This is a genomic window from Paracoccus marinus (assembly GCF_007018965.1).
GTDB lineage: Bacteria > Pseudomonadota > Alphaproteobacteria > Rhodobacterales > Rhodobacteraceae > Paracoccus > Paracoccus marinus.
Genome location: NZ_VJYZ01000005.1, coordinates 169,083 through 186,849, shown reverse-complemented (window position 1 = coordinate 186,849; position 17,767 = coordinate 169,083). Strand labels below are relative to the sequence as shown.

18 protein-coding genes and 1 tRNA gene are annotated in these 17,767 nt (G+C 69.2%); 14 read left to right on the top strand and 5 right to left on the bottom strand.

Annotation, left to right across the window (positions count from 1 at the left end):
- Positions 1–38 precede the first annotated feature (38 nt).
- The 4 genes from FNF32_RS03510 (at position 39) to FNF32_RS03495 (ending at position 4,093) form a co-directional block, all read left to right on the top strand.
- Positions 39–593 carry a fasciclin domain-containing protein gene (locus FNF32_RS03510; protein ID WP_131673380.1) on the top strand — a complete coding sequence of 185 codons (555 nt, stop codon included), beginning with the start codon at positions 39–41 and terminating at the stop codon, positions 591–593.
- 230 nt (positions 594–823) lie between these two features.
- A complete protein-coding gene (locus FNF32_RS03505) occupies positions 824–1,798 on the top strand; it encodes a DUF808 domain-containing protein (RefSeq protein ID WP_131673381.1) in 975 nt (324 codons plus the stop codon).
- Between the two features lie 159 nt (positions 1,799–1,957).
- Positions 1,958–2,923, top strand: a complete 966-nt coding sequence (locus FNF32_RS03500; RefSeq protein WP_131673382.1) for a magnesium transporter CorA family protein — start codon at positions 1,958–1,960, stop codon at positions 2,921–2,923.
- Between the two features lie 129 nt (positions 2,924–3,052).
- Positions 3,053–4,093: a DUF475 domain-containing protein gene (locus tag FNF32_RS03495; RefSeq protein ID WP_131673383.1), complete on the top strand. Its 1,041-nt coding sequence runs from the start codon at positions 3,053–3,055 to the stop codon at positions 4,091–4,093.
- 84 nt (positions 4,094–4,177) lie between these two features.
- Here the strand turns inward: FNF32_RS03495 and FNF32_RS03490 are convergent, their stop codons facing one another.
- Positions 4,178–4,378, bottom strand: coding sequence for a CsbD family protein (locus FNF32_RS03490; protein WP_131673384.1), 201 nt, complete (start codon positions 4,376–4,378; stop codon positions 4,178–4,180).
- Positions 4,379–4,509: 131 nt separating this feature from the next.
- On the opposite strand from FNF32_RS03490, the gene hisD reads away from it, so the two are divergent.
- The 4 genes from hisD to FNF32_RS03470 all read left to right on the top strand — a co-directional run bounded on the left by hisD (position 4,510) and on the right by FNF32_RS03470 (position 8,599).
- Positions 4,510–5,823, top strand: a complete 1,314-nt coding sequence (gene hisD / locus FNF32_RS03485) for a histidinol dehydrogenase (protein WP_131673385.1) — start codon at positions 4,510–4,512, stop codon at positions 5,821–5,823.
- Complete coding sequence (locus FNF32_RS03480) at positions 5,820–6,296, top strand: UPF0262 family protein (RefSeq protein WP_131673386.1); 477 nt, start codon at positions 5,820–5,822, stop codon at positions 6,294–6,296. Before hisD ends, FNF32_RS03480 begins: the two co-directional genes overlap by 4 nt.
- A gap of 1 nt (position 6,297) precedes the next feature.
- Positions 6,298–6,759: an arsenate-mycothiol transferase ArsC gene (locus FNF32_RS03475; protein ID WP_131673387.1), complete on the top strand. Its 462-nt coding sequence runs from the start codon at positions 6,298–6,300 to the stop codon at positions 6,757–6,759.
- 133 nt (positions 6,760–6,892) lie between these two features.
- Positions 6,893–8,599 carry a methyl-accepting chemotaxis protein gene (locus FNF32_RS03470; protein WP_131673388.1) on the top strand — a complete coding sequence of 569 codons (1,707 nt, stop codon included), beginning with the start codon at positions 6,893–6,895 and terminating at the stop codon, positions 8,597–8,599.
- 193 nt (positions 8,600–8,792) lie between these two features.
- On the opposite strand, the gene hisH is transcribed toward FNF32_RS03470, so the two are convergent.
- From hisH to FNF32_RS03450, 4 genes are all read right to left on the bottom strand, one after another.
- Positions 8,793–9,431: an imidazole glycerol phosphate synthase subunit HisH gene (gene hisH, locus FNF32_RS03465; protein ID WP_131673389.1), complete on the bottom strand. Its 639-nt coding sequence runs from the start codon at positions 9,429–9,431 to the stop codon at positions 8,793–8,795.
- Positions 9,431–10,018 carry an imidazoleglycerol-phosphate dehydratase HisB gene (gene hisB, locus FNF32_RS03460; RefSeq protein WP_131673390.1) on the bottom strand — a complete coding sequence of 196 codons (588 nt, stop codon included), beginning with the start codon at positions 10,016–10,018 and terminating at the stop codon, positions 9,431–9,433. Before hisB ends, hisH begins: the two co-directional genes overlap by 1 nt.
- A gap of 65 nt (positions 10,019–10,083) precedes the next feature.
- Complete coding sequence (locus FNF32_RS03455; RefSeq protein ID WP_246087663.1) at positions 10,084–11,346, bottom strand: hypothetical protein; 1,263 nt, start codon at positions 11,344–11,346, stop codon at positions 10,084–10,086.
- A gap of 68 nt (positions 11,347–11,414) precedes the next feature.
- A tRNA-Tyr gene (locus tag FNF32_RS03450) sits at positions 11,415–11,498 on the bottom strand.
- A 153-nt stretch (positions 11,499–11,651) separates the two neighbouring features.
- Between FNF32_RS03450 and rlmB the strand changes: the two genes are divergently transcribed.
- From rlmB to mreC, 6 genes are all read left to right on the top strand, one after another.
- Positions 11,652–12,527, top strand: a complete 876-nt coding sequence (gene rlmB / locus FNF32_RS03445; protein WP_131673391.1) for a 23S rRNA (guanosine(2251)-2'-O)-methyltransferase RlmB — start codon at positions 11,652–11,654, stop codon at positions 12,525–12,527.
- A gap of 87 nt (positions 12,528–12,614) precedes the next feature.
- The gene (locus FNF32_RS03440) at positions 12,615–13,064 is read left to right on the top strand and encodes a YHS domain-containing (seleno)protein (RefSeq protein ID WP_143796478.1); all 450 of its coding nucleotides are present in this window, start codon (positions 12,615–12,617) and stop codon (positions 13,062–13,064) included.
- Positions 13,065–13,273: 209 nt separating this feature from the next.
- Positions 13,274–13,687, top strand: a complete 414-nt coding sequence (locus FNF32_RS03435; protein ID WP_131673393.1) for a CoA-binding protein — start codon at positions 13,274–13,276, stop codon at positions 13,685–13,687.
- Between the two features lie 244 nt (positions 13,688–13,931).
- Positions 13,932–15,530, top strand: a complete 1,599-nt coding sequence (locus FNF32_RS03430; protein WP_131673394.1) for a 2-isopropylmalate synthase — start codon at positions 13,932–13,934, stop codon at positions 15,528–15,530.
- 207 nt (positions 15,531–15,737) lie between these two features.
- Positions 15,738–16,772, top strand: coding sequence for a rod shape-determining protein (locus FNF32_RS03425; protein ID WP_131673395.1), 1,035 nt, complete (start codon positions 15,738–15,740; stop codon positions 16,770–16,772).
- Between the two features lie 10 nt (positions 16,773–16,782).
- The gene (mreC, locus tag FNF32_RS03420) at positions 16,783–17,760 is read left to right on the top strand and encodes a rod shape-determining protein MreC (protein WP_131673396.1); all 978 of its coding nucleotides are present in this window, start codon (positions 16,783–16,785) and stop codon (positions 17,758–17,760) included.
- The last annotated feature ends 7 nt before the right edge of the window (positions 17,761–17,767 follow it).

The following is a 17,767-nucleotide window of genomic DNA, read 5'->3' as shown; positions in this document are numbered from 1 at the left end:
CGGGCGCAACAGCGGCCCGCATCCTGGAGGAGCATGACATGACTTTCCTGAGCAAAGCTGCCCTTGCCGCCGGTTTCCTGGCCCTCGCCACGCCGGTCACGGCGCAGAACACCATGGTCGGCGGCGCCGAGATGTTCGCCGACAAGAACATCGTCGAGAACGCCATGAACTCGGCCGACCACACGACGCTGGTCGCCGCCGTGCAGGCCGCGGGCCTTGCCGAGACGCTGAGCGGCGAAGGCCCGTTCACCGTCTTTGCCCCGACCAACGCCGCGTTCGCCAAGCTGCCGAAGGCGGCCGTGGACGACCTGCTGAAGCCTGAAAACAAGGACAAGCTGGCGCAGATCCTGACCTGCCACGTCGTGGCCGTGGACGCCCATTCGCCCGCGATCGGCAAGATGATCATGGACGACGGCGGCAAGCACCCGGTCAAGACCGTGGGCGGCTGCACGCTTACCGCGTCGATCGGCGCCAACAACGAGCTGATGCTGACCGACGAGAACGGCACCATGGCCACGGTCACGATCCCGGACGTCGAACAGTCGAACGGCGTGATCCACGTCATCGACACGGTGCTTATGCCCAAGATGTAAGCCACGCGATCCGAGTTGGGCGGGCCGGCCTTTGTGGTGGGGGCCGGCCTTGCCCTTGGGCGGACCCGCACCGGTGGTGCGGGTCCGATCCCGTTTGTGGGTGCGAAAAGGTACGGGTTGAACGATCGGACCGCTTGCGCGTTGCCCCGCGGACGTGAAAGACGACATGAAACACGCGGGTTGAACACAGGCTGCGCGCGCCGCGCCGCGAAACGACGGGGACCGACGACATGGCCGGACTGATTGCGCTGCTCGACGACGTGGCGGGGATCGCCAAGGTTGCGGCCTCGTCGATCGACGATGTGGCGGGCATGTCGGCCAAGGCGGGGCTCAAGGCGGCGGGCGCGGTCATCGACGACGCCGCCGTCACGCCCAAATACGTCCACGGCTTCGATGCCGACCGCGAGGTGCCGATCGTCCTTAAGATCGCGCGCGGGTCGATCTTCAACAAGATCGTCATCCTGCTGCCCGTGGCCCTGCTGCTGAGCGTGTTCGCCCCTTGGGCCATCTCGCCGCTGCTGATGCTCGGCGGGGCCTATCTGTGCTTCGAGGGTGCCGAGAAGCTGTGGCACGCCATTTCGCCCGGCGACCATGCGGCCGACGACGAGGCGGAATCCGGGGGCGATCCGGCCCATCTCGAGGAAGCAAAGGTCAAGGGCGCGATCAAGACGGACTTCATCCTGTCGGCCGAAATCATGACCATCGCGCTGGCCACCATTCCCGCCCACCAGCCCATCTGGATGGAGGCGCTGGTGCTTGCCGCGGTCGCGGTGGGGATCACCGTGGCGGTCTACGGGGCCGTGGCGCTGATCGTGAAGGCCGACGACTACGGGCTGTCCCTGGCCCGGACCCGCACCGGACTTCTGAGCCGTGCGGGCAAGCGGATCGTGAAGATCATGCCCGGTTTCATGTCCACGCTGACGGTGGTCGGCACCGCGGCGATGCTGTGGGTGGGCGGCAACATCGTCCTGCATGGGCTCGCGGACCTCGGATACGGCGGCATGTACGACCAGATCCACCATTGGGCCGAAGAAGCGTCCCACGCCGTGCCGGGCAAGCTGGCGGGCATCGTGCGCTGGGGCGTCACGGCGTTTTTCGACGGCGTGGCGGGGGTGGTGCTGGGTCTGGCGCTGATCCCGGTCGCGAAATACGTGATCGGCCCGCTGATCGGCGCCGTGACCGGCAAACGCGCCGAGGCGCACTGACGCCCCCAATTGCGGCGCACCGGCCGGCGCGGGACAGCGGCCTAAGGCCCGTCCGATCGCCGTCGCGCTTGACGGCCGTCGCACAAGGTCGTTCGCTGCGCCCGGACCCCGGCGGCGGGTCCGCAAACCTTTATCGCAGCTTCAGGATCACGGACCCAGATGCTTTACGCGCACAAGACCTTCGGCTCGAGCCTCGGCCCCCTTGCCGTGAACGAGCCGCTGGACCGCGCGATCTGGATCGACCTGTACCGCCCGCTCGATTCCCAGGTGGCGCTCGTTGAGGCGCTGGACGTCAAGGTCCCGACCCTCGCGGACATGGAAGAGATCGAGATGTCCAACCGGATCTACCGGCAGGGCGACGTCTCGTACATGACCGCGGTGCTGCCGGGGCAACTGCCCGACGGCAAGTCGACGGCGATGCCGGTCACCTTTATCCTTACGCCCGACCGCCTTGTCACCGTGCGCCATCACGCGCCGCGCCCGTTCTACACCTACCCGCCGCGCGCAGGTCTGGCGCCGACCGACCCCGATTGCCCGGATGGGGTGTTCCTGGGGCTGGTGGACGACATCGTGGCCTATCTCGCCGACATGTCCGAGGGCGCGGGATACGCTTTGGAGGAGGTGTCGGCCGACGTGTTCAGCCCGACCAGCCAGCGCCGGTCCGCGCAGCTTGAACGCGCGCTCCAGCGCACCGGCGCGCAGGCCGAGGTGATGTCGCGGGTGCGGCTGGGGCTTCTGAGCCTTGGCCGGGTGCTTGCGTTCCACAACCTGATGATGGCCGGGCATCCGGGCCACAAGGGCACGCCGCTGCGCCAGAACTCCAAGGCGATCATGCGCGACATCCAGTCGCTCGAGGTGCATGCCGACTTCCTGTCGACGCGGGTCCAGCTGATCGTGGACGCCACGATGGGCATGATCAACCTGGCTCAGAACAGCACGATGCGGATCCTGTCGGTGGTGACCGCGTTGTTCCTGCCGCCGACGCTGATCGCGAGCATCTACGGCATGAACTTCGACCACATGCCGGAACTTCACTGGAGATACGGCTTCGTCTGGGCGCTCGGGCTGATGGTCGCCTCGGCCGCGGGCACCTGGATCCTCGCGCGGCTGATGAAGTGGCTGTGACGGCCCGGCCGTTCACCTGCGGGCCTGACCGCTGGCCAAGCCGCCGGCCAGCCTTCGGGTTGCCGTCAGCCCGCGCGGAGCCTATCTGCACCCCGACACATCCAGCGACCTGAACGAAAGCGATCCGGCATGCAGTCCACCTTGCGATACATGAAGTGGCCCTTGATCGTGACGGTCGTGGGCCTTGTGCTCGCCGCCTTCCTGGGGTGGGAGTTCTCGGGCACGATCAGCGGGACGCTGTCGTTCTTCCTGATCGGCGCGGTGCTGGCGGTGCTGGAAATCTCGCTGTCGTTCGACAACGCCATCGTCAACGCCAACAAGCTCAAGACGATGACCCCCGAATGGCAGCACCGCTTCCTGACCTGGGGCATCGTCATCGCCGTGTTCGGGATGCGGATCGTGTTCCCGCTGATGATCGTGGTGATCGCCGCCAAGATCGGGCCGTGGGCCGCGATCCAGCTCGCCGCGACCGATCCCGCACGCTACGCCGAACTGATCGGCGAGGCGCACCTGCCCATCGCCGCCTTCGGCGGATCGTTCCTGATGCTGGTCGGGCTGAACTACTTCTTTGACCAGTCGAAAGAGGTGGACTGGATCGCCGGGATCGAGCGCCAGCTGCGCAAGGTCGGCGCCGTGCGCGGGATGGAGGTCGGGTTCGTCCTGCTGTTCGTCCTGCTGTTCACGATCCTGCTGCCGGTCGAGGAAGAGCGCCGCTTCATGTTCGCGGCGATCTGGGGGATCGTGACCTATCTCGCGGTGGACGCGCTCGGCCACATCCTCGACCGCTGGGGACAGGCGACCGCCGCCACCGCCGGCAAGGCGGGACTCGGTGCGTTCCTGTATCTCGAGGTGCTGGACGCGTCGTTCAGCTTTGACGGGGTGATCGGTGCGTTCGCGCTGACGCAGAACCTGTTCCTGATCGCGATCGGGCTGGGGATCGGCGCGATGTATGTCCGCTCGATGACCGTGATGCTGGTCGAGCGCGGGACGCTGGCCGAGTTCCGTTATCTCGAACACGGCGCGTTCTGGTCGATCCTGATCCTGTCGGTCGTCATGTTCGCGCAAAGCATGTGGCACATTCCCGAGGTCGTGACGGGCTTGGGCGGTGCCTTCGTGATCGGCCTGTCTCTGTGGTCGTCGCTGCGCTGGAACCGCCGCAACGCGGCGTGACCCGGGCCGGACAGATGACGGCATCGCAAAACGCAGAAAGGGCGCCGAAGTGGCGCCCTTTCGCTTGGGAATCGTGTAGCCCGGTCAGCCGTGCTTGCGAACGAACTCGTTCATCTTCTCGTCGGCCTCGGTCTTGGCCCAGCCGTATTTTTCCTGAAGCTTGCCCGACAGCTTGTCGGCATCGCCTTCGGTCTGCGCGATCTCGTCGTCGGTGAGATCGCCCCACTGTTCCTTGACCGAACCCTTGACCTGGTCCCACTTGCCCTTGATGACATCCCAGTTCATGGCGGCACTCCTTTCGGTTGTTGCTCGTCCTTACAACCCGCAAGCGTCCGCGAAGGTTCCAAGCCCGGCCCCGCTTGAGGGCCGGCCGGCCAGCGGCTAACAGGGGCGCAACGCAGGAAAGGCCGCACCGAATGCCGGTGATATTCTCGACGACCGACACCGATTTCGAGCGGCGCTTCGCGGCGCTGCTGGCGGCCAAGCGCGAGGATGCGGCCGACGTGGGCGCGGCGGTTTCGGACATCATCGACGACGTGCGCGCACGCGGCGACGCGGCGCTGGTTGACCTGACCGCGCGCTTCGACCGGGTGACGCTTTCGCCGGGCGAGCTGCGCTTTTCGACGGACGATATCGACGCGGCGGCGGCCCGGGTTTCGCCCGCCGATGCGGCGGCGCTGGACCTCGCGGCCGAACGCATCCGCGCCTATCACGAACGCCAGCTGCCCCGCGACGAACGCTGGACCGATGCCGCAGGCGCCGAACTCGGCTGGCGCTGGACCCCGGTCTCGGCCGCCGGGCTTTACGTGCCGGGCGGGCAGGCGAGCTATCCCTCGTCGGTCCTGATGAACGCGATCCCTGCGCGGGTCGCGGGGGTCGCGCGGCTCGTCGTCTGCGTGCCCACGCCGGGCGGCATGGTGAACCCGCTGGTCATGCGCGCCTGCAAGATCGCCGGCGTGGACGAGGTTTACCGGATCGGCGGCGCGCAGGCGATCGCCGCGATGGCCTGGGGCACCGCCAGCATCGCGCCGGTGGACAAGATCACCGGGCCCGGCAACGCCTATGTCGCCGCCGCCAAGGCCCGCGTTTTTGGCCGCGTGGGCATCGACATGATCGCGGGCCCGTCCGAGGTGCTGGTGATTGCCGAGGGGCCGCAGAACCCCGACTGGCTGGCGCTCGACCTGCTGGCCCAGGCCGAACACGACGCCGACGCGCAGTCGATCCTGGTCACGCCGGGCGCGGACCTTGCCCGCGCCGTGTCGCGCGCCGTCGACAGGCTGGTGCCCACCCTGCCCCGCGCGGCCATCGCGGGCGCAAGCTGGCGCGACCACGGCGCCATCATCGTCACCCGCGACCTCGCCGAGGCGGCGGCGCTCAGCGACCGGATCGCCCCCGAGCATCTGGAGCTGTGCGTGACCGACCCCGAGGCGCTGGCCGCGCGCTGCCGCCACGCCGGGGCCATCTTCATGGGCGGCTGGACGCCCGAAGCCGCGGGCGACTACGTCAGCGGCCCCAACCACGTGCTGCCGACGGCACGTTCGGCCCGCTTCTCGTCGGGCCTGTCGGTCATCGACTTCATGAAGCGCACCACGCTGTCGCGCCTGACCCCCGGCGCGCTCGCCGCGATCGGCCCCGCCGCCGTTACGCTGGCGCTGGCCGAGGGGCTGGGGGCGCATGCAGGGTCCATCCAGGCCCGGCTCGACAGCCTCAACGAAGGGCAGACCCCATGACGCGGCTGATCCGCATCGACCTTGACGACAGCGCCCTGCCCACCGCGACGATCGAGATGGAACAGGAACGCCGCGTCGCGATCTTCGACCTGCTCGAGGACAACAGCTTCACCCTGCCGGGACGCGAGGGGGTGGCGGCGCGGCCCGGCCCCTACGCGCTCAGTCTTGCCGTGCGCGACCGGCGGCTCGTCTTCGACATCGCGACGCAGGGCGGCGACCCGGTGGCCGAGTTCCACCTGGCGATGGGGCCGTTCCGGCAGGCGGTAAAGGATTACTCGCAGATCTGTTCCAGCTACTTCGAGGCGGTCCGCAAGCTGCCCACCGCCCAGATCGAGGCGATCGACATGGCCCGGCGCGGCATCCACAACGAAGGGGCGCGCACGCTGATGGAACGCCTGGACGGCAAGGCCAACATCGACATCGACACGGCGCGGCGGCTGTTCACGCTCGTCTGCGCGCTGATCCCCGACTGACATGCCGGGCAGCTTTCCCAGCTCGGTGCTGTTCTGCTGCGATCACAACGCCATCCGTTCGCCGATGGCCGAGGGGTTGATGAAGAAGTTCTACGGCAGGCGCGCCTATGTCCAGTCGGCGGGGGTCCGCAACGACATGGAGATCGACGGCTTCGCGGTCGCGGTCTGCAACGAACTGGGGGTGGAGCTGTCGCGCCACCGCTCGCGCAGCTTTTCGGACATGCGCGAGTTCGGCGACGACCTGGGCCAGTTCGACCTGATCGTCGCGCTGAGCCCCGCAAGCGAGCAGCAGGCGCTGGACCTGACCACGAACGCCCACGTGGCGGTCGAATACTGGCCGATCACCGACCCGTCTGGCGCGGCCGAGGGGCGGCAGGCGAAGCTGGCCGCCTACCGCGTCACCCGCGACCAGATCCGCGACCGGATGCTGGGCCGCTTCGGCGATCCGCCGAAGGACGGCTGAACAGCCGGTCGGTCGCATTTTAGGCAGTTTCCGCGCCCCGGTCGCCGCCTGCAGCCCGCCGCTAACCCGCCCTTAAGCCCGCCGCGCATAATTGTCGGGCAATGCAGCACATCGGCAGCACAAGGGGCGTCGCATGACCGGAACCACCTTCACCCATACCGACGCCAGCCAGACGCTGGCCGCCATCGACGCCTCGCAATGCGTGGTGATCTATTCGGCCGAGGGCCGGATCCTCGCCGCGAACCCCCGCGCGCTCGCGCTGTGCGGCTTTGCCCGCGAGGAACTGGTCGGGCGTCCGCATTCGGTCCTGCTTGACCCCGACGACGCGGCGGCGGGCGGGATCGCCGACTTCTGGGAACGGCTGCGCTCGGGCGAGACGATGGTGGGCGAATACCGCCGCGTCGCCCGGAACGGCAGCCCGTTCTGGATCAGCGCCATGCACACGCCCGTCCGGGGCGCCGACGGCGCGGTGACGCAGATCGTCATGTGCGGCATCGACATCACCGCGTCGCGGTCCGAGGCGCAGGTGGCGCGAGCGAAGCTGAACGCGCTCGACCGCGCGCAGGCGCTGATCGAGTTCACCCCGCGCGGCGAGATCCTGCACGCCAACGACAACTTCCTGTCGCTGCTGGGCTACCGGCTCGAGGAATGCGCGGGGCGCCACCACCGCATGTTCATCCCCGCGACCGAGATGAACCTGGAACAGTCGATGGAGTTCTGGGCCCAGCTGGCGCTCGGCAACAGCCGCACGGGCGAATTCAAGCGCGCCCGCCACGACGGATCGCCGGTCTGGATCAACGGCAGCTACGCGCCGGTGACCGACGACAAGGGCCGCGTGGTGTCGGTGATCAAGCTGGCGCTCGACGTGACGGCCCGCCGGGTGGCGGTGGACGACCTGGTCGAGGGGCTGGCCGCGCTGGCCAGCGGCGACCTGACCTACAACCTGGGCCAGAACGCGGGCGGCGAGTTCGTGCAGGTGCGCGCCAATTTCAACACCATGATGTCGGCGCTGCGCGAGCTGGTGACCGAGGTCCGCAGCCGCACCAACGCCATGAACACCGAGGCCGAGGCGATCGCACTGGCCGCGGGCGAGCTGGCGCGCCGGGGCGAGGGGCAGGCCGCGTCGATGGAACAGACTGCGGCGGCAGTGGACCAGATCTCGGGCAACATCTCGATGACAAGCCAGTCCGCGCGCGAGGCGGACGCCGCCGCCCGCGACGCGCTGCAGGTCGTCCTGAAGGGGGCCGACGTGGTGGCGCAGGCCATCGCCGCGATCGAACGGATCGACGAGCACACCAAGCGCATGGGCGAATTCACCCGCGTGATCGAAGGCTTCGCGTTCCAGACCAACCTTCTGTCGATCAACGCCGCGGTCGAGGCGGCGCGCGCGGGCGAGGTCGGGCGCGGCTTCGCCGTGGTCGCGAACGAGGTCCGCAACCTCGCCCAGCAATCGGCCAAGGCATCCCAGAACATCGCCGACCTGATCGGGAAAAGCGAAACCGAGGTGAAGGCGGGGGTGAAGCTGGTGCGCGACGCGGGCACCTCGCTCGACCAGATCCAGCTGGCGGTGGGCGGCGTCGTGCAGAACATCACCGGCATCGCGCATGCGACCACCGAACAGTCGCATGGCGTGCGCGAGGTGTCCGAGGCGCTGTCGCAGCTGGACCGGGTGAACCAGGCGAACCTGTCGATGTCGGAACAATACGCGGCGGCGGCCGGCGCGCTGTCGTCGCAGGTCGAGGATCTGGGCCAGATGATGGATGCCTTCCGCACCAGCGACCTGCCCGTCCACGCGCGGAACGCTGTGCCCGAAGCGCGGCGCACCGGTCGCGCGGCCTGAGGTCGCGCCGCCGGCGAATGCGGCAGGTTCTTGAAGCTTGGCTAAGCCCGGGCGGGCCGCGCATCGGCGCAGGACCGGCAAGCCGGCGAACCCGTGCTGAACCTTCACCAGATGGCGGCCGGTCCCGAAAGGGGCCGGTCGTCTGCGTAGATCGTGGGAAGCCGGAAGCCGCCGCAGGTTCGGCGAAACCCCCTCAGGGCCGCCAGTCCAGGAAGTTTCGGATGATCCGCAGCCCGACCTGCTGCGACTTCTCGGGATGGAACTGGGTGCCCACGATGTTGTCGCGCCCGACCACCGCCGTCACCGTCCCGCCGTAATCGACCGACGCCAGCAGTGTCGCCGGGTCCGACGGCACGAACTGCCAGCCATGCACGAAATAGGCGTGATCGCCGGTCGCCAGACCATCGAGGACCGGGTGGGCCTGCCGCAGCGTCAGGTCGTTCCAGCCCATGTGCGGCACCTTCAGCGACGCGTCTTCGGGCGCGATCGCCTGGATCTCTCCGCCGATCCAGCCGAGGCCCGGCGTGACCGTGTGTTCGTGGCCACGGTCCGCCAGCATCTGCATGCCGACGCAGATCCCCATGAACGGCACCCCGCGCCGCCCGACCGCCTCGTCCAGCGCCTCCCGCAGGCCGTCCCGGGCGTCGAACGCCGCGCGGCATGCCGGAAACGCGCCGTCGCCGGGCAGCACGATCCGGTCGGCGCGCGCGACCGCATCCGGGTCGGCCGTCACCTCGACCGACGCCACGCCCGCATAGCGCCCCATCAGCGCAAACGCCTTTTCCGCCGAATGAAGGTTGCCGCTGCCGTAGTCGATCAGCACCAGCCGCATCAGAGCGCGCCCTTGGTGGACGGCAGCCGCCCCTCCATCCGCGGGTCGGGCTCGACCGCCTCGCGCAGCGCGCGGGCCAGCGCCTTGAACACGGCCTCGGCGATGTGGTGGGCGTTCTCGCCCCTGATCAGGTCCACGTGCAGGGTGATGCCCGCGTGTACCGACACCGCCTGGAAGAACTCGCGCACCAGCTCGGTGTCGAAGCTGCCGATCTTGGGTGCCGCGAACGGCAGGTTCCAGCACAGGTAGGGCCGCCCCGACAGGTCGAGCGCGACCCGCACCAGCGCATCGTCCATCGCCAGGTGAAAGCTGCCGTAGCGCCGGATGCCCGCCTTGTCGCCCAATGCTTGCGCCAGCGCCTTCCCCAGCGCGATGCCGCAATCCTCGACCGTGTGATGGTCGTCGATATGCAGGTCGCCCGCAGCCGAAATCTGCATGTCGATCAGCGCGTGGCGCGAAAGCTGGTCCAGCATGTGGTCGAAGAAGCCGATGCCGGTGCGGATCGTGGCCGCCCCCGTCCCGTCGAGGTCCAGCGTGACGGCTATGTCGGTCTCGTTCGTCTTGCGGGTGATCGTGGCGCGGCGCATCGGGGCTCCCTTCGGGTCAGGGTCCGTTTACGGGATCGCGGGACCGTCCGGCAAGCGGCGCGCGATCAGTCAAGCCACAAGGCGTTCGCCTTGAGGGTCTGCCGGATCGCCTGCTCGCGCCGCGGCAGCCGCGCGCGGTCGAACAGCGGCCGCGCCAGCCTGCGGCCGTTCCCCGCGACCACCAGCTGCTGCCAGGCGTCCCAGCCGTCCATCACCGCGTTCAGTTCCGGCATCGACGCCAGCGCCTCGACCGTCTCGACCGCGCGGTCGGGGCCCGAGGCGTAAAGCAGCGGCAGCTTGCGGTAATGCCAGGTCACGTCGCCGTCCATGCCGGCGAGGTCCGGCCCGGGACGGCCGCCGCCCAGGCTGTGGATGATCAGCGGCAGCACCACCTGGTCGAGCCACGGGTCAAGCTCCTGCGTCGCCAGCGCCTCGCCGGGATCGTTCCTGACCTCGCGCGACCAGTCGAGGTAGCGCCGGCCAAAGGCAGCCGGATCGGCGCCGCAGAACCAGCCGGCGTTGAAGTAGAGATAGCGTTCCCAATGCTCGTCGGGCTGGACGGGGTCGAGCGAGGACGGGAAGTCGAGGCCGAAGCGTTCGTAGAGCGACTGCCAGATCGCCCCGTAGCCGGGGCCATACAGGGGCGGTTCGGGCCAGGTCCCCTCGCGGCGCATCGACGCGGTGGGACGGGAGAAATCGAACGGCACCTGGTCGAGCGCGCCGGTGACCAGGGTGTCGCTGTCCAGAAACAGGAACGGCTCGCCCGCGGGCAGAAGCGCCAGCGCCTCGATCTTGTTGCCTTGCGGATAGGCGCGCCCGAACTCGCGCGCGTGCAGCGGCACGATCTCGGCGCCGAGCGCGGTCAGCGCCTCGCGGCCTACGGGTGACATTCGGACGTCGCGGGTTTCCCACGCGCCGGTCGGTTGCGGTTCCGCCACGATCAGCCGGCCGGTGAAGCCCGGCGCATTGCGGCGCAGGCTCGCGGCCAGCAGCGCGGCTTCGCGTTCCAGCCGACCGGACTGGCCGATGGCGAGGATGTTGAAGGGGGTCGCGCCGGGGGCGGCTTTCCTTGCTTGCGCGGGTTTGTCGGACTTTGCAGGTCGGCGGGCGGGCCCGTTTCCCTTTCGCGCCGTCGCGGCCCGCCGCCCGCCCTCCGCGGTCTCGGCACGCGCGGCCTTGTTCTCGGCCTGGCGCGCCGCGCGCTCGGCCTTGTTCGCGGCTTGCCGGGCGGCACGGACGGCGGCCTTGTCCTCGCTTGCCGCGTCAGCGGGTAGGGTCGTCGAAGATGGCTTGCGCGCAGGGTCGAGAGGTTTGTCGCGATCGGTCATCTGAACCTCTGGCATCGGCGCGGGGCCGCGCACGAGGTGGGTTTCCGACTCGGCACCAACACGAAGGATGGTGGGCGACCCTGGAATCGAACCAGGCATGGGTCTCCCCGGCGGAGTTACAGTCCGCTGCCGCACCTTGCAGCACGTCGCCCGACGCCGGGGGTGATTAGCCGCGCGGCCGGGGCCGGTCAAGCAGGATTTCCGCGTTCCGTCTGCTCGCCCGCTGCCGCGCCCAGCCCCGCCTCGCGCGCGGCGGTCCGTGCGTGCCCCTTGCGTCCGACCCCGTGCGCGCGCAGGAAGGCCGCATGCAGGATAACGACACCCCGAACCGCCCCGCCCGCCCGCGCGACGCGACCCGACCGCGCGGCGACGCGCCCGACCGGTCGCGCACCAAGAAGCCGACCTGGGTCATCGACAAGGAGCGCGCCCGCCGCGCGTCGGCGGCCGAGACGGTGTGGCTGTTCGGTCTTCATGCCGTGCGCGACGCGCTGGCGAACCCCGCGCGTGAGCGGCTGCGGCTGGTCCTGACCCGCAACGCCGCCGACCGGCTCGGCAGCATCGTGGGCACATCCGGCATGGAACCCGAGATCGTGGACGCGCGCAGCTTCGACAAGGTCGTGCCGCTGGCGGGCGAAAGCGTTCACCAGGGCGCCGCGCTCGAGGTCAAGCCGCTCGGCTGGGGCAAGGTCGAGGACGTGGTGCTTGCGGCCCCGCCCGGCCTGCGGCCGCTGGTGGTGGCGCTGGACCGGGTGACCGACCCGCATAACGTGGGTGCGATCCTGCGGTCGGCCGAGGTATTCGGCGCGCAGGCCGTGATCGCCCCGGCCCGCCACGCCGCGCCCGAAACCGGCGCGCTGGCCAAGACCGCCTCGGGCGCGCTGGAGCGCCAGCCCTATCTGCGGATCACCAACCTGGCCGACACCCTCGTCCAGCTGAAGGGGCTGGGCTACGTCCTGATCGCGCTTGACGGCACGGGCGAGCAGGCGCTGCCCGAGTTGCTGGCGACGCTGGGCACCCGGCCGGTCTGCATCGTCCTTGGCGCCGAGGGGCCGGGCCTGCGCGACAAGACGATCGAGACCTGCGACCACGTGGCCCGGATCCCGTTCGCGGCGGACTTCGGGTCGCTGAACGTGTCGAACGCGGCGGCGGTCGCGCTGTATGCCGTCCGGCAGGCCGGGTAGGCGCGCCTGCCGCGATCCCGTTCACATGCGCGCGTGTAGGGCGCCGCCGTGGTTGAGATTTCCGGGGCCCGGTGGCACATCCGGGCCATGACCGCACCCGCCACGCTTCTTTCCAGATCCCTGCCCCGCATCGTGCCGCTCGCCATCGCGGCCGCGCTTGCCGTGGGCGCGCTTGGTTCCGCACCGGCATCCGCGCAGGACGTGGCCGTGGGCGGCATGGATACGGTGGAGCTGTACGTCACCGGCCGCTCAGTGCCCGGCCGTCCCGACATGATGACGGCCTGGCACGGCCATGCGTGGCTGTTCGTGTCCGACATCAACCGCGCCGCGTTCGAGGCCGATCCCCGCCGCTATGCGCCCGGCTTCGACGGGCTGTGCCCTGCGGCGCTGGCCGCCGGATCGCGGGTGCAGGGTCGTCCCGAACTTGCGGTGATGATCGGCGGACGGGTCTATCTGTCCTCGTCCGAGGCGCTGCGGGACGAGCTGCTGGCCGATCCCGACGGCGTGCTGGCCGCCGCCCGCAACGCACGCCGCTGAGTTCTCGTAAAGCCCCCTCGCGCGATTTTCACGCCCCGTCACATCGCGGTGACAGGTCTGGAACCAAAGGGCGCCCGGGCGCATTTATCTCGTGAACATGACCACGGAACGGTCTTGTTCGGATCACTGTCCCTCGTTCCGCGACTAACGCCCGGCCTGCTCGTCAGTGCCGGGCTTTTTTCATCCGCCGCCATTCAGAAGGGTGCCCCATGACGACCCAGACCGACATCGACCGCATCGCCGCCGAAACCCGGGTCATCGCGGTCGTGGGGCTTTCGCCCAAGCCCGAACGGCCGAGCTTCGGCGTCGCCCGCTTCCTTCAGGCGCGCGGGCACCGGATCGTGCCGGTGAACCCGGGCCATGCCGGCAGGCAGATCCTGGGCGAGACGGTCCATGCCTCGCTGTCGGACATCCCCGAACGGGACGCGGTGGACATGATCGACATCTTCCGCCAGTCGGACGCGGTTCCCGCAATCGTGGACGAGGCGCTCGAGGTGCTGCCGAACCTCAAGACCGTCTGGATGCAGATCGGCGTCATGCACCCCGGCGCGGCGGCCAAGGCCGAGGCGGCGGGCAAGACCGTCGTGCAGGACAAGTGCCCGAAGATCGAGTTTCCGCGCTGAGCCGGGCGGCGCGCACCCTCTTCCCATCCTTTGACGCTGCGTTATAGTGCGGCCATGACCCGGACCCGCCCGATCCCGACCGCCCCCAACGCGCAAGCCCGCGCGCGGCTGGCCGTTCATCTCCGCGGTCTGCTGCTTCTTACGCTGCGCTGAGCGGGTCCCCGGGCCGCCGCTCAGCAGGTCAGCGCCCGGCTTCCCCGACACGAACCCGGCCCGAATGCCGCAGCAGCAAGGCAGCACTTTGATGAGCACGTCCCCAAACAACGCGACTACGAACACCACGTCCGACCGCAACCGCGTCCTGATCTTCGACACCACCCTGCGCGACGGCGAGCAATCGCCCGGCGCCACGATGTCCCACGCCGAAAAGCTGGAAATCGCCCAGATGCTGGACGAGATGGGCGTCGACATCATCGAGGCGGGCTTCCCGATTGCATCCGAAGGCGACTTCGCCGCCGTCAGCGAGATCGCGAAGGTCGCGCAGAACGCGGTGATCTGCGGCCTCGCCCGCGCCCAGATCCCCGACATCGACCGCGCGTGGGACGCCGTGCGGCACGCCAGGCGCGCGCGCATTCACACTTTCATCGGCACCTCGCCGCTGCACCGGGCGATCCCGAACCTCGACATGGACCAGATGGCGGACCGCATCCACCAGACGGTGACCCATGCCCGCAACCTGTGCGAGGATGTGCAGTGGTCGCCGATGGACGCCACGCGGACCGAACACGACTATCTGTGCCGAGTCGTGGAAATCGCGATCAGGGCGGGCGCCACCACGATCAACATCCCCGACACCGTGGGCTACACCGCGCCGCGCGAATCCGCCGCGCTGATCCGCATGCTGCTGGACCGCGTGCCGGGCGCAGACGGGATCGTGTTCGCGACCCATTGCCACAACGACCTCGGGATGGCGACGGCCAACAGCCTCGCCGCTGTCGAGGCGGGCGCGCGGCAGGTCGAGTGCACGATCAACGGCCTGGGCGAACGCGCGGGCAACACCGCGCTGGAGGAGGTCGTGATGGCGCTCAAGGTGCGCCACGACATCATGCCGTTCACGACCCGCATCGACACGACAAAGATCATGGGCATCTCGCGCCGCGTCAGCACCGTGTCGGGCTTTCCGGTCCAGTTCAACAAGGCGATCGTGGGCAAGAACGCGTTCCTGCACGAATCGGGCATCCACCAGGACGGCGTCCTCAAGAACGTCGAGACGTTCGAGATCATGCGCCCCGCCGACATCGGCCTGAACGAGGCCAACATCGCGATGGGCAAGCATTCGGGCCGCGCGGCGCTGCGCGCGAAGCTGGGCGATCTCGGGTTCGAGGTGGGTGACAACCAGCTCAAGGACATCTTCGTTCGGTTCAAGGCGCTCGCCGACCGCAAGAAGGAGGTTTACGACGACGACCTCGTCGCGCTGATGCACGACAGCGCGGCCAACACCGACAGCGACTTTCTTCAGGTCCGGCACCTGCGTGTGGTGTGCGGCGGCGGCGAGCCCGCGACCGCCACGCTCACGATGGTCGTGGGCGACGACGAGCGGACGGTGGAACGGCAGGGCGACGGCCCGGTGGACGCGGCCTTCGCCTGCGTGAACGCGGTGTTCGAACACGACGCCACGCTGCAGCTGTACCAGGTTCACGCCGTGACCGAAGGCATCGACGCGCAGGCGACCGTCAGCGTGCGACTTGAGGAGAACGGCCGGATCACCACCGGCCAGTCCGCCGACACCGACACGGTGCTGGCCAGCGTCAAGGCCTATGTCGGCGCGCTGAACCGCTTGCGGGTGCGGCGCCAGAAGACCGCCCCCGACAACGACGTTCGTTCGGTCACGATGTATTCGTAACGCCGGCGCAGGGCGGGCCCCTGGTCCCGCCCTGTTGCGGACGCGCCACATCGCGAGTGGGCGCGCAGCCGTCGGCGGAACCATCCCGCCACCGCGCAAACAGGCTTTCGCCGCGCGGCCGCAACGCCTATAGGGGGCGGCGCCTGACGGTGAACGCCGCAGGCCATAACCAGAACAAAACGAGCTACGGGCGCGAGAGGGTTTGACATGGCATTTGGCGGGCTGTTCGCAACGGACATCGCGATCGACCTCGGCACGGCGAACACGCTGATCTATGTCAAGGGCAAGGGCATCATCCTGAACGAGCCGTCGGTGGTCGCCTACCACGTCAAGGACGGCAAGAAGCAGGTGCTGGCCGTGGGCGAGGACGCCAAGCTGATGCTGGGCCGCACCCCCGGCTCGATCGAGGCGATCCGGCCCATGCGCGACGGCGTCATCGCGGATTTCGACAGCGCCGAAGAGATGATCAAGCATTTCATCCGCAAGGTGTTCAGGCGCACGACCTTTTCCAAGCCCAAGGTCATCGTGTGCGTGCCGCACGGCGCGACCCCGGTCGAAAAGCGGGCGATCCGGCAGTCGGTCCTGTCGGCCGGGGCCCGCAAGGCCGCGCTGATCGCCGAGCCGATCGCCGCCGCGATCGGGTCGGGGATGCCGATCACCGAACCCACCGGCAGCATGGTCGTCGATATCGGCGGCGGCACGACCGAGGTCGCGGTGCTGTCGCTCGGCGACGTGGTCTATGCCCGCAGCGTGCGGATCGGCGGTGACCGGATGGACGACGCGATCGTCAGCTACCTGCGCCGCCACCACAACCTGCTGATCGGCGAACAGACTGCCGAGAAGGTGAAGATGTCGATCGGCACCGCGCGGATGCCCGACGACGGGCGGGGCGCCACGATGCTGGTGCGCGGCCGCGACCTTCTGAACGGCGTGCCGAAGGAAATCGAGATCACCCAGGCCATGGTCGCCGAGGCGCTGGTCGAGCCGGTGCAGCAGATCTGCGAGGCGGTGATGATCGCGCTGGAAGCGACGCCCCCGGACCTTGCCGCCGACATCGTCGACCGTGGCGTCATGCTGTCGGGCGGCGGCGCGATGCTGGGCGAGATGGACCTTGCGCTGCGCGAGCAGACCGGGCTTTCGATCTCGATCGCGGACCAGCCGATGAACTGCGTGGCGCTTGGGACCGGCAAGGCGCTGGAATATGAAAAGCAGCTGCGCCACGTGATCGACTACGACAGCTGAGGCCGGTCTCATGGCGCGCAAGGGCTATGATTTCGTGGCCCCGGCGCGCCGGGTCCTGATCGCCGTCCTGATCCTCACCCTGTTCGCGCTGTTCCTGTTCTGGCGCATCGACGGGCCGCGGGCCGAACGCATGCGGGCGATGTTCATCGACCGCACCGTGCCGGGCTTCGGCTGGGCGATGCGGCCGGTGACCAAGGTCAGCCAGATGATCGGCGGCTTCCAGTCCTACGCCCGCATCTACGAGCAGAACCAGGAATTGCGGCGCGAATTGCAGCGCATGTCGGCCTGGAAAGAAGCCGCGGTCCAGCTGGAACAGGAAAACGCCAAGCTGCTGGCGCAGAACAACGTGCGGATCGACCCGGCGCTGACCAGCGTGTCGGGCGTGGTGATGACCGACAGCGGCAGCGCGTTCCGGCAGTCGGTGCTTCTGAACGTCGGCGCGCGCGACGGAGTATTGGACGGCTGGGCCACGATGGACGGGCTTGGACTCGTCGGGCGGATCGCGGGCGTGGGCCCGACCACCAGCCGCGTCATGCTGCTGACCGACCCCAGTTCGCGCCTGCCGGTCACGGTCCAGCCCTCGGGCCAGCACGCGCTTCTGGCGGGCGACAACACCGCGCTGCCGGTCCTCGACTTCATCGAAAGCGCGGACGATGTGCGGCCGGGCGACCGGGTGATCTCGTCCGGCGACGGGGGCGTGTTCCCGTCCGGGCTGGTCGTCGGGCAGGCGGTGCTGGCGTCGGACGGGCGGATGCGGGTGCGGATGGCCGCCGACTACGGCCGGCTCGAGTTCCTGCGCGTGCTGCGAAGTCATCCCGCCGAACAGCTGTCGGATGCGGGCACGCTGATCCCGCCGCCGCCCGACGACTTCATCGGCCCGCCGATGCCGCCCCGGCCCGCGCTGGCCGTTGACCTGCCCGCTCCCGCCGTCCCGGTTCCCGAGGCTCCTGCCCCGAACGCGGACCGCGCGCCCGCCGCGACGGATTGAGGCCGCG